Here is a 12,052-nt window from a genome sequence, read left to right on the forward strand (position 1 = left end):
AAGGGGAGCTGACGAGAGTCCGTCTCCTCTATTTTTTACCTTTAAAGAGGAGAAAGTGGTTATGGAATTTTTTACATACTTTTACGAAAATGAAATTAAACGATTCTTCTTTCAAAAACCGCAGGCTTATACTAAATATTCTCACCGTGAACTACTGTCCTATGGTTTAGGCGCCACGCTTTATATGCCTGCCACACGCCCTAATATTCATCAAGAAATCCTCTCTAAGAAGCATGAAGGTTTAACCTCCCTTGTCATCGACTTAGAAGATGCTGTTGGTGATAACGAGGTAACTGATGCTGAGGCTATGCTTATCAGTGAATTATTAAAGTTATTTTTTGAATTAAATAAAGGCTTTTTGAGCTATACAGATCTACCGCTTATGTTTATCCGAATCCGAAACCTTGAGCAGTTAAAACGGGTTACCGAACAATTAGGGGATGCAATAAGTCTGCTTACTGGGGTCGTGCTTCCAAAATTCAGCGCTGAAATTGGAGAAGAATTATTAATGGAAGTACACCGATTACATACAAAGGAGCACCCATTTTATGCTATGCCGATCTTGGAGACAGCAAAGGTCATTCAAAAAGAAACGAGAATGGAAGAATTAATGAGTATAAAGAATCTTCTTGATCGCTACAAGGACATTATTCTTAATGTTCGGATTGGGGCTACTGATTTTTGTGGATTATATGGAATTCGCCGTAGTGCGGATACTACCGTTTATGATATCGCTGTCTTAAGAGATTGCATTTCAGATATTATCAATGTCTTTCAACGCTTTGATAGTTCCTACGTTGTATCGGGTCCAGTTTGGGAGTATTTTTCTGCGAAAAAGAGAATGTTAAAGCCGCAGCTTAGGCAAACACCGTTCCGCGAACGGTACGGGGATGAAGGGTTGAAATGGAGAGCAAAATTAATCAATGAACATATGGATGGTTTAATCCAGGAAATCTTAATGGATATTGCAAACGGAATAACAGGAAAAACGATTATTCATCCTTCACATATCAAAGTAGTGCAAGCCCTAAATGTCGTTTCTTACGAGGAATTCATTGATGCTAGCAATATCATAAATGCGGCAAATGGGGATATTGGCGTTTTGAAAAGTAATTTTGCTAATAAAATGAATGAGATAAAACCTCATTATTATTGGGCAAAGAAAACCATCTTAAAATCACAGCTGTACGGGGTGTTACATGAAGAATTCACAACCATTGACCTTATCAAAAAAGAAGTATATGTATAATATCCTAGACTCGATTGAAACAGAGATAGAAGTTTCTGAAAATCCGTATGATTTGCCACTAGAAGAATTATTTACAATGGCAGCCAGAATAAATAAGAAACGGTCGTTTTTGTTTGTAAGTAAAGTGCTCGGTAAACACTTACCAATTGATCCCAATAAGGGACTGCAAACTGGAGCACTTCTTGGTGCGAGATTCCTTGAAACGGTAAAGGAGATAAAATGTTTAGAAACTGAGAGTCTATTAACCTCCTTTAAAAATGGAGAATCATATCAGAGTAAGGACTTTATCCCTGACAATATTCGTCCTGTAGTGATAGGATTTGCTGAAACCGCCACCTCACTTGGGCATGCTTTCTTTGATTGCTTTAAATCGGCTGAATACTTTCATACCACTAGAGAAGAACTCGAACAGGAAAAACCAAAAATTACCTTTGAAGAAGAGCATTCCCATGCGACATCACATCGTTGTTTTATTCCGTTAGAAATGATACAAAATGAACGAGAAATCATCCTCGTTGATGATGAACTGACAACGGGTAAAACCGCTTTAAATATTATCCAATCAATCCATGCTAAATTCCCAAGACATGTTTATACCGTTGTTTCCATTTTGGATTGGCGTTCAGAAGAAAATCGATATGGTTTTATCCGTCTTGAACAGGACCTGGGGATAAAAATTAATGTGGTAAGCCTTTTGGCTGGTACAGTACAGGTTAAACAGCATAATGAAATGAATAATTGGTCAATAAAAGAGGAATCGAACAAGCGCGTCGAGTCCTCTGTCGAACAAATAGACCTATCACCTTTTTTTACCATGACCCTCTATTCATCCAATAACCCGATGAATAAGGCAGCATTTATTAAAGAGACAGGTCGATTCGGCCTAAGCAGTACGGAAAATAGGAGTCTTCAACAGAAAACCTCTGCAGCTGCGGCCGTTTTAAACAAAAAAAGGATTGGAAAAAGGACGCTTTGCCTAGGAACTGGAGAGTTTATGTATCTTCCGATGAAATTAGCTGCCGAAATGGGTAAAGGTGTTTATTATCAATCCACAACCCGAAGCCCGATTTTTATCGAAGACAAAGTAGGATACGGAGCGAGGTATGGTGCGTCTTTTCCTAATCCTGAAGACCAAGATATTACTCACTTTTTTTACAATATTCCACCAGGATTCTACGATGAAATATTTATCTTTTTTGAAAGAACAGTAAAGTTAGAGAATCTTCAACCATTACTGAAAGAACTAAATAAATTACAAATAAAGATGATAAGACTTGTCTTTTTTTCTGAATATCGAGGTGAACAAGTTGAAAACCAGAATCAATAAACCGGCAAAGATCGGAAGCTATAATGCGGAGGATGTTCAATTTCTATTAAAGGATTTAAGTGATATACAGCTAGAGGATTCGACTGAAAATCGGGAATTGATGGTTCAATCAGGTGTTCACTACAGCGAATCACTGCCAATTGAGTACCAGCCGCCAAAGGCGTATGTGGATTTATTTTGGGAAACCTTACAGGAATACAAACAAAAAGTTGCCCTATGTATTGGTGTTGTGGCTGAACAAATCTATCAATCTAAGGGTGATAGGGCCGTACTTGTTTCTCTGGCTCGTGCAGGAACGCCTGTGGGGATATTAATAAAAAGGTATATTCACATGCATTACCATGTATTATTGCCGCATTACAGTGTTTCAATTATCCGCGACAGAGGGATTGACGAAAATGCACTTCAATATATTCTTAGCCAACATCCAGAGGCTGATATTCAATTTGTTGATGGGTGGACAGGTAAAGGGGCAATTTCGCTTGAATTGACCAAAGCCTGTCATGATTATCAACAAAAAAATGGGATAAACCTCGACGACACATTAGCAGTCATCGCAGATCCAGGTTATTGTACCACTTTGTTCGGAACTCGCGAGGATTTTTTAATTCCTAGTGCATGTTTAAACTCAACTGTATCTGGGTTGGTAAGCAGGACGGTTTTAAATGATCAATATATCGGGAAGGATGAATTCCATGGAGCTAAGTATTACGAGGAATTGATTCCTGTTGATGTTTCCAATGAATATATTGATTTGATTAGCAATGAATTTGTAAACATTGCAAGCGAAGCGGCGGAGATGGCTACACATAAGGAAACTGAGAAAATAGAAACTGGATTCTTGGGGATGGAGGACGTCAAGCGAATTCAATCTGAGTTTGAAATTGAAAGTACCCATTATATCAAACCAGGAGTCGGAGAAACAACAAGAGTTCTGCTTCGCAGGGTTCCATGGAAGATACTAATGCGCGATCCTTCAAGTCCCTTTGTCAAACATATTCTAATGCTTGCCGAAGAAAAGGGTGTAGAGGTTGTACCATATCCAAATTTAAAGTACTTATGCTGCGGCTTAATCAAGTCGGTTAAGGGGATTAAAAAATGATCTTTGCATCTGACCTTGATCGTACATTGGTTTATTCGAAACGGGCTATAGAAGAACTAGGAGAACTAGATAAAACAGTCATAAAACCCGTTGAAAAAAAAGATAATAATTGGGTTGCCTATATGACAGAACGATCCTTTTTTGCTTTAAAAGAGCTATCACTAACTAGTCTTTTTGTTCCGGTTACAACGAGGACAACAGAGCAATTTAACCGTTTCTACATTTTTAAGGAGGACATACAGCTAAAATATGCAATTACTTCAAATGGGGCCAATATTATTAATGAAGGTGAAATAATGAAAGATTGGTCGACCTATATTTTTCAGCGTATGAACGCGGAATCGGTTCCCCAAAATGAGTTGCTTGCGATTTTAAAAAGAGAAGGCTTTCATTTTGATGGGCAAATAAAGCAGGCGGAGAATTTATTTTTCTATTTCATCTTAAACAGTCTTCCACCTGCTTCAGATCGAAAAGCGATTAATGATTTGGCTGTATCGTATGGTTGGAGGATCTCCGTACAGGGGAGAAAGCTCTACTTTATCCCTCTTGCGATCAGCAAAGGGGATGCACTTGAATTTATCTCTAAGCGAGAAGGTATGGAAGTCATTGCGGGTGCGGGGGACTCCGTACTAGATTGGGACTTTCTGAAAAACTGCCAATATCGATTTGTCCCAGCCCATGGTGAGCTTGCAAGGGTGTCAGGCACTAGTGATTTTACACTTACAAAAAATTATGGTGTTAGTGCAGGGGAGGAGATTACCCAACAATTTTTACAGCTGCAACAACTTATAGTTTAATCTATTTCACTTTTCGGTTAAAAACAAATAAGTATACGCAAGAAAATAAACTATAGCATCCAAAAAAGAATAGAATCGACATGGCTAGTGAATGCAATGTTGAAGAAAGCAGCATCGTAAAGATTAAGCTAAACACAAATAAATCTAGGTAAATAAAAACATCGGAAACCATCACTTCCATCACGGTATTTAATTCTTCCTGAATGTGTTCTATCCTAGGCCGCTTATATAAAAATCTCATTCGAGTCACCTACTTTAACGTCAGTACTCAAATAGTATGTAAGGACAAGGAAAAAGGTGAAAAATGAGGAAATGGTGAAAAAGACGAAACATTTTTTTATGACATTCGTATAAACAAATGAACCAATTAAATAACTATGATATGATGTTATGGAAACCTTACATAATTTTCTAGCGCTAGAAAAATAGCTTTCTTTTTTGAGGAAGGGATTATGAATGCATCCATCATTAAATCAGCTAATCGCCCATCCAGTATCCCTTTCGTATGAAAATTGGCACGGATTGCTGAAAAAACAGCTACCTGAACGGCCAAATTATTCATTAGAAAATGGAAAAATTAACATTGGGCAAGTACTTGGAAAGTTCCTTGGGATACCAATTGATACGGATACCTATTATAACCAGCTTTTTGATTATGTTAATAATGAGGAATGGAGACTTCATTTGCTAAGTGAGGAATCACTAGATAAAACAATTAACAACACTCACTTTCAATCCATTCAAAAAGTCATAAATATTAATCGTGAACAAAAGCTGTCCATCAACCGATTTACGGCTTTTCTAGATGGGGAACAGTTATTGTTGAAATCAAAGGTACCGGTAATCCATAGGAAGATAAGAGAAGCGATGATCGCAACACTGGAGTTGTACGCAAAACTTGAAAGGGACGGGTTAAAGAACCACGAGCTTAGGCGGGTGCTTGTTGACATTGTTAAATGGTCCATCAATCATTTACAGCCCGTTTTGGAAAGGGCTGATCCACAAATCGAAATGCCTAAATTTTTGTGGTACGGCGACTTTAAGAAAAGCCACCAATATTTTTTATATTATTTAAGCAGGCTTGCCTGTGATATTGTTATTTTCCATCCAGAAGGTAAGGATATTTTAGAAGGTATGATGGAGGACCCAATCTTCTCGCATCAATTCCAAAATAAGCTGCCTGCGGAACCGTTCCCGAAGGAAAAGCGCAGTCGTAAGGCAACGGTTGCATATAGAGCCTCAAAAGAAATTGAAACGATTTTAAACCAAGAGGGTTCAGGTCTTTATAAACCATGGCAATTAAGGGACTATACTCCGTCCTCGATTACATTAAAAACGACCTATGATGAACTATTTATTCTTGGGAAAGAAATGGCGATGGTCAGACCAGATTTTGAGGTGGGGAACGGACAAGTCAAAATACCTTCTATCTTTGCTAAAGTACAGGGTGTTAGTAAAAATCGCAAAGAGTACTGGGACCGTCTGCAATCACTCAGTGAATTAGAGCATAGTTTACTGATTCGCCGTTTGCCAATCACGATGACAAGCACAAGTGATTTTCGCTTTCATTATCGAAATGCCCTTGATAAGGATGGCTTAATTAATCCGGCTACTATGATGCAAGCACATTACTGGCCATATTCCTTTTTATCTTCAGGATTACAAAAAGGAATCGCTAATGCCGTTAGGAGAATCTGTGAAAAACCAGGTTTAAAGCCCTTCCCGAAGGAAAGTATAGAAGAAGTAAAAATGTATTTATTTACACAGGCCTTGTTTATGCCAAAACCCATCATTCAGTTAATCGAAAGATTTGACTACTCGCAACATATACCTAAATTAATCATTTTCAATAATGAATTAGCAGGTATACTCTCAAGGTCAGATGCAGCACTTATCTTGCTATTAAATCAATTTGGTATTGATATCATCCTGTATAATCCTCCTGGTCATAATGATATTGAAAATTTCTTGGACGAACGTTTATTTGATAAGCATTGGCTTGAAGACGTTGTTTTTGATTTAGAATTTAAAGAACCGTCTATTTTTAAAAAAGGGCTTTTTCAAGGAATCTTAAAAAATTTAAGGGGAGATTAATTAGTGACTCTTACGCCGAATCCATCAAGCGGTTTAAAGCCAGCAGGTACGGATGACATCCTAACAGAAACAAAAGTCTCTGACATAAAACTTGCACTTCGGAAAGAACCAGAAATTCAAAATTTAGCCCGTACGATTGATGAGCGTGACCAAATCCAAGTTTTAGAGTTTGGGAAGGAACCAGCCGTCCAAATTTCCCGTTTTTCGGATCAGATATTAAACAATATGAAGACTTCAAAAGTGGAGGATTCTGGTGAACTGCTTAAACAACTGGGCCGGATTATGGATAAGTTTGATGCTAAGGACTTTCAAAAAACTTCAGGTGGATTTTTTGGTAAGCTCTTTAAAAAGGGTGGAAAAGTGGTCGAAAAGCTGTTCGGGAAATACCAAACCATGGGCTCCGAGATCGACAAGGTATACATAGAAATATCGAAATATCAGCATGAAATGGTTGATGCAACAAATATGCTCGAGCAAATGTATGAGCAAAACTATCAATACTATTTAACGCTTGAAAAGTATATTGTTGCGGGTGAGATAAAAGTTGAGGAGCTAAAAAATAATCAACTTCCCCAGCTTGAATCCCGAGCTGGAGCAGGTGATCAACTTGCCTCCATGCAATTGGACTCGCTGAAAAATGTCATTGAGTTATTAGAACAACGCATCTATGATCTAGAAATGGCCAAAATGGTCTCCCTGCAGACTGCTCCTCAGATTCGTCTTTTGCAAAGAGGAAATACGAAACTGATTGGAAAAATCAATTCGGCATTTGTGACGACCATCCCGATTTTTAAAAATGGTCTGATTCAAGCGATGGCGGCGAAAAGACAAAAGCTGGTTGCTGATTCAATGAGTGAACTTGACCGCAGGACAAATGAAATGCTTCTGAAAAATGCGCAAAACATCTCCCAGCAAAGCACAGATATTGCTAGGCTTGCCGGAGGTCCAAGTATAAAAATCGAGACGATTGAAGAATCTTGGAATATTATCATCAAAGGCATGCAGGAAACAAGGGCTATCGAAGATGAAAATAAACGGATGCGGATTGAAGGCACCAAACGTTTAGAACAACTGCAAAATAACTTTAAACAGTTGAAACAATCTTAGTTAATAAATAGTTTTTGATTTACTAAATTTCTTATTGGGGTGATTGAATTGGCTATTAATTTACAAAAAGGGCAACGTGTTGATTTAACGAAGAGTAATCCAGGATTATCTAAAATCATGGTAGGTTTGGGCTGGGATCCAGTACAAAGCAGCGGGGGCGGCGGCTTATTCGGCGGTTTATTCAGTGGCGGTGGTTCAGCTAATATAGACTGTGATGCTTCCGTTATTATGCTTGGTGCAAACGACAAGCTGCAAAACAATAAGGACGTTGTTTATTTTGGAAACTTAAAGAGCAATGACGGCAGTGTACAACACTCAGGAGATAATTTAACAGGCGACGGAGACGGTGATGACGAGCAGGTAATGATCGATTTAAGCAGAGTACCGTCCAATATTCAGAAACTTGTTTTCGTTGTTAATATCTATGACTGTGTGAAGAGAAAGCAGCACTTTGGGATGATGAAAAATGCTTTTATCCGAGTCGTGAATCCTGGAAACAATCAAGAGCTCATCCATTATAATTTATCAGATGATTATAGCGGGCTAACATGCCTTGTGACAGGAGAAATTTATCGTCACGGCAATGACTGGAAGTTTGCGGCAATCGGCAGTGGTACAAATGCTGCCAGCCTTAGTGAAGTTGTTCGTTCCTTTAGTTAGGTAATTAATAAAGTTCAAATAGAGGTGATACGTTTGGGTATTAACTTAGCAAAGGGACAAAGAATTGATTTAACAAAAACGAACCCTGGGCTAACCAAGGTAATTGTTGGCCTCGGCTGGGATACGAATCGTTATCATGGTGGAAATGACTTTGACTTGGATGCATCCGCGTTTTTAACAGATGCGAATGGCAGAGTTATCCAGGATTCCGACTTTATTTTTTACAATAATTTGATTCACTCTTCAGGCTCTGTTGAACATACGGGTGATAATCGAACCGGAGAAGGTGACGGAGACGACGAGCAAATCAAGATTGACTTTAGTAAAGTTCCCACGCATGTGCATCGAATTGCGATTACTGTGACCATTCATGATGCGGACGCAAGATTCCAGAATTTCGGCCAAGTTTCTAATGCCTTTGTTCGCTTGGTTGACGAAGATACTAATAATGAGGTCTTAAGATTTGACCTTGGCGAGGATTTTTCGGTCGAAACAGCGGTTGTTATTTGTGAACTTTACCGCCATAACGGTGATTGGAAATTTAACGCGATCGGCAGTGGTTTTGCAGGTGGATTAGCCTCCCTTTGCCGAAATTATGGATTAGAAGTTTAAATTTATTAAAATTGTGAAGCTGCCGGATTCGGCAGCTTTTTGCCTTTATTCCCCACTTTTGGCTTGTAAATTCAAATTAACTAACTAAGTCCTATGTTATAATTCAATTAATATATTGAATTATTAGGGGATGATAATTTGCGTAAATCGGTAATTACTCTACTAATCGCTGGTTTGTTTCTATCATCCATAACTACATCACAAGCTTCTTATGATGGTATTTTGCTTGGAGATTATCCTAGAAATTCGCTAATCTACCAATCTCTTGAAGATGATCGGTCAGTAGCACTTTTAGATCAAATAATTGTATTACCAAAGGAGCACTTTGATCAACAAGAAGCGGCTGCTATGATTTCCAGAATCAATTCTTTACCTTTCTCCCTTTTGAAAAAAATAAACAATCAGGGAATTAACCTGAAACTTTTTAATGGAAAGCTAACGGATAATCCCACTGCAAGGCAATTAGAAGGGCAGGTTCCGCGGGGTTATACATCTAACGTAACCTGGGATGATGTCCCAGGGATTGGAGGATCGAAGGTGGTCCTTGCTAAGATTGGTTCCAGTGAATCAGGAAAGGGTCATAGTTCTGTAAATCTAGAATTACATGAGTTGGCCCATTCGATCGATCGCTATGTGTATGGGGAAATTAGTGGTTCCAAGGACTTTATGAGCGTATGGGAAAAGGAACATGAACAATTATTTCCGGGAAACAGCTATTTTTTATATCCGGAAGAATATTTTGCAGAGACCTTCGCAATGTACTATTTAAATGATGGTACAAAAGAACTATTACGGAAGAAAGCACCAAAAACATTTGAATTTTTGAAACAGCTATCGCTTCACTAATTTGTCCTTGATTGATAAAATAGATAAATATGTGCAGATAAGGGAGTGTCCACGGTGAAGCAATATGTAGAATTATGTAAGCATGTACTAGAAAGTGGAAACATAAAGGGCGACCGAACTGGTACCGGTACAATTAGTACCTTCGGTTATCAAATGAGATTTAATTTGGCAGAGGGATTTCCACTCGTGACGACCAAAAAATTACATTTAAAATCGATTATCTATGAACTGCTTTGGTTTTTAAATGGGGATACGAATGTTCGGTATCTACAGGAAAACGGGGTCCGCATTTGGAATGAATGGGCAGACGAAAATGGGGAATTAGGTCCTGTCTATGGTCACCAATGGCGTTCTTGGACAGGTGCGGATGGAAAAACCGTTGACCAAATCACAGAGCTTATCAACCAGATTAAAACGAATCCCAACTCAAGAAGACTACTTGTCAATGCCTGGAATGTTGCTGATGTTGATAATATGGCTTTACCGCCGTGCCACTGTATGTTCCAATTTTATGTGGCAGATGGGAAGCTGTCCTGCCAGCTTTACCAACGCTCAGCCGATGTATTTCTTGGCGTCCCGTTTAATATCGCATCCTATGCGCTGCTAACAATGATGATTGCCCAAGTGTGCGACTTGGAGCCAGGTGAATTTATCCATACCTTTGGGGATGTTCATATCTATCAAAACCATCTCGAACAAGTAAAGTTGCAAATGGCGAGAGAGCTGAGAGCGTTGCCGACTCTTAAAATTAATCCACAAGTCAAGGATATCTACTCTTTTGAGTATGAAGACTTTACACTAGAGGGATATGATCCACACCCTCACATTAAAGGAGTAGTGAGTGTATGATTTCTTTTATTGTCGCGATGGACGAAAATAGAGTAATAGGGAAAGATAATCAATTACCATGGCGATTGCCGGAGGATTTAAAATTCTTTAAGAGGGTCACGATGGGCCATCCAATTGCGATGGGAAGAAAAACGCATGAATCCATTGGTCGTGTCCTTCCTGGCAGAGAAAATATTGTGATCACCCGCCAGGTTAATTATCAGAGTGAAGATTGTACGGTTTTTTATTCCATTGAGGATTTTGTAAAGTACAGCAAAAAGCAAAGCGAAGAAATCTTCGTCATTGGTGGAGCAGAAATATTTAACGAGACATTTGAGTTTGCGGATCGTCTATACATCACGCTTATTCATGAAAAATTTGCAGGGGATACGTTTTTTCCTGAATTTGATCGTAGCAAATGGGAACTAGTGTCTAGTGAAAAGGGCTTAATGGATGAGAAGAATCCGTACGATTATGAATTCAAAATATATGAAAGAAAATCGTAGCTCGGATTGATCAGGTTTGGACTCATAAAAATAAGCATCAGCGCATCGCTGGTGCTTTCTTTTGTTTGATATTAGAAATAGGATCCATTTAATTCGTAATCTGCTAATTTAGCTAGCATACCCCTAAATTCATGTGGATGGCAAAATTCTCTTTCGTTGAAATGTGTTTTAACCCAGCTTATTAGTTCCAGTGGGCTATTAAAATATTCCCCACTACGATCGCTTTTACGAATGGTGTATCTTCCATTATCATCATCAAGTGTTACCTCCACAGGAAGAGCCCCATCATAACTGCAAAGTGAAAATTCCATCCTCATCACATCCTATCCTTATTATTTGTCATTTTGAAAAATATATGTTATTAATGATCCAATTATATTCAAATAAAAGAAAGTTATCAAAATATTTTAATAATTCTATAAACGCATTTAATCATTGACTTCGTTAGTTGTAATTGTTAAATTGTCATTAGTAATTAATAATGTGATACGAAAATGCTATATATCACTATTGTTTTACTTTTTCTAGATATTGTGAATTTACTATGAATTATTGCATATAACTAACTAAAAACGAATTTTCGGTACTATAATCATAGTAGATATAATACAACAATTAAAGGGGATGTAAATCCATGTTTTCTAATATCGGTATACCAGGATTGATTTTGATTTTAACACTTGCATTGATTATTTTTGGACCTAAGAAACTTCCGGAAATTGGCCGCGCCTTCGGACAAACATTAAAAGAATTTAAAAAGTCAACCCGTGAACTAACAGACGATGTTATGAAAGACATTGATGAAGAAAAGAAAAATTTGATTAAATAAGGTGTGAGATTTTAAGTCTTACACCTTTTTCTTCTCAGGGTTTAACCTATAAAAGCGCATGAAAACTTGTTCATCTTATTAAAACAATGGCACCA

The 12,052-nt window shown here is 38.1% G+C and carries 14 protein-coding genes; 12 read left to right on the top strand and 2 right to left on the bottom strand.

Translation table 11 applies throughout. From position 1 onward, the window contains the following. Positions 1 to 61 precede the first annotated feature (61 nt). The 4 genes from J7E77_RS03800 to J7E77_RS03815 are packed head-to-tail and all read left to right on the top strand — an operon-like array spanning position 62 to position 4,475. Entirely contained in the window at positions 62 to 1,249 is a 1,188-nt protein-coding gene (locus tag J7E77_RS03800) for an HpcH/HpaI aldolase/citrate lyase family protein (RefSeq protein ID WP_214712480.1), read from the top strand. Then, on the top strand, positions 1,200 to 2,576 hold the full coding sequence (locus J7E77_RS03805) for a phosphoribosyltransferase family protein (protein ID WP_214712481.1): 1,377 nt from the start codon (positions 1,200 to 1,202) through the stop codon (positions 2,574 to 2,576). Before J7E77_RS03800 ends, J7E77_RS03805 begins: the two co-directional genes overlap by 50 nt. Next, a complete protein-coding gene (locus J7E77_RS03810; RefSeq protein ID WP_251026902.1) occupies positions 2,557 to 3,678 on the top strand; it encodes a cysteine protease StiP family protein in 1,122 nt (373 codons plus the stop codon). The genes J7E77_RS03805 and J7E77_RS03810 overlap by 20 nt, the downstream gene beginning before the upstream one ends. Then, on the top strand, positions 3,675 to 4,475 hold the full coding sequence (locus J7E77_RS03815; RefSeq protein WP_214712482.1) for an HAD family hydrolase: 801 nt from the start codon (positions 3,675 to 3,677) through the stop codon (positions 4,473 to 4,475). The genes J7E77_RS03810 and J7E77_RS03815 overlap by 4 nt, the downstream gene beginning before the upstream one ends. 1 nt (position 4,476) lies before the next feature. On the opposite strand, the gene J7E77_RS03820 is transcribed toward J7E77_RS03815, so the two are convergent. Next, positions 4,477 to 4,716, bottom strand: coding sequence for a hypothetical protein (locus tag J7E77_RS03820; RefSeq protein ID WP_214712483.1), 240 nt, complete (start codon positions 4,714 to 4,716; stop codon positions 4,477 to 4,479). Between the two features lie 215 nt (positions 4,717 to 4,931). Between J7E77_RS03820 and J7E77_RS03825 the strand changes: the two genes are divergently transcribed. The 7 genes from J7E77_RS03825 to J7E77_RS03855 all read left to right on the top strand — a co-directional run bounded on the left by J7E77_RS03825 (position 4,932) and on the right by J7E77_RS03855 (position 11,128). Then, a complete protein-coding gene (locus J7E77_RS03825; RefSeq protein WP_214712484.1) occupies positions 4,932 to 6,569 on the top strand; it encodes a YceG family protein in 1,638 nt (545 codons plus the stop codon). Positions 6,570 to 6,572: 3 nt separating this feature from the next. After that, on the top strand, positions 6,573 to 7,676 hold the full coding sequence (locus tag J7E77_RS03830; RefSeq protein WP_214712485.1) for a toxic anion resistance protein: 1,104 nt from the start codon (positions 6,573 to 6,575) through the stop codon (positions 7,674 to 7,676). A gap of 48 nt (positions 7,677 to 7,724) precedes the next feature. Next, positions 7,725 to 8,336 carry a TerD family protein gene (locus J7E77_RS03835; RefSeq protein WP_214712486.1) on the top strand — a complete coding sequence of 204 codons (612 nt, stop codon included), beginning with the start codon at positions 7,725 to 7,727 and terminating at the stop codon, positions 8,334 to 8,336. Positions 8,337 to 8,369: 33 nt separating this feature from the next. Then, complete coding sequence (locus tag J7E77_RS03840) at positions 8,370 to 8,948, top strand: TerD family protein (protein WP_088088701.1); 579 nt, start codon at positions 8,370 to 8,372, stop codon at positions 8,946 to 8,948. Positions 8,949 to 9,086: 138 nt separating this feature from the next. Then, positions 9,087 to 9,794: an anthrax toxin lethal factor-related metalloendopeptidase gene (locus J7E77_RS03845; protein WP_214712490.1), complete on the top strand. Its 708-nt coding sequence runs from the start codon at positions 9,087 to 9,089 to the stop codon at positions 9,792 to 9,794. 54 nt (positions 9,795 to 9,848) lie between these two features. Continuing rightward, complete coding sequence (locus tag J7E77_RS03850; protein ID WP_214712492.1) at positions 9,849 to 10,643, top strand: thymidylate synthase; 795 nt, start codon at positions 9,849 to 9,851, stop codon at positions 10,641 to 10,643. Next, positions 10,640 to 11,128 carry a dihydrofolate reductase gene (locus tag J7E77_RS03855; protein WP_214712497.1) on the top strand — a complete coding sequence of 163 codons (489 nt, stop codon included), beginning with the start codon at positions 10,640 to 10,642 and terminating at the stop codon, positions 11,126 to 11,128. Before J7E77_RS03850 ends, J7E77_RS03855 begins: the two co-directional genes overlap by 4 nt. A 71-nt stretch (positions 11,129 to 11,199) precedes the next feature. On the opposite strand, the gene J7E77_RS03860 is transcribed toward J7E77_RS03855, so the two are convergent. Next, positions 11,200 to 11,439: a hypothetical protein gene (locus tag J7E77_RS03860; RefSeq protein ID WP_088088697.1), complete on the bottom strand. Its 240-nt coding sequence runs from the start codon at positions 11,437 to 11,439 to the stop codon at positions 11,200 to 11,202. Positions 11,440 to 11,762: 323 nt separating this feature from the next. On the opposite strand from J7E77_RS03860, the gene J7E77_RS03865 reads away from it, so the two are divergent. After that, positions 11,763 to 11,957, top strand: coding sequence for a twin-arginine translocase TatA/TatE family subunit (locus J7E77_RS03865; RefSeq protein ID WP_098931751.1), 195 nt, complete (start codon positions 11,763 to 11,765; stop codon positions 11,955 to 11,957). Positions 11,958 to 12,052 lie beyond the last annotated feature (95 nt).

Source organism: Bacillus sp. ISL-77, assembly GCF_018613105.1.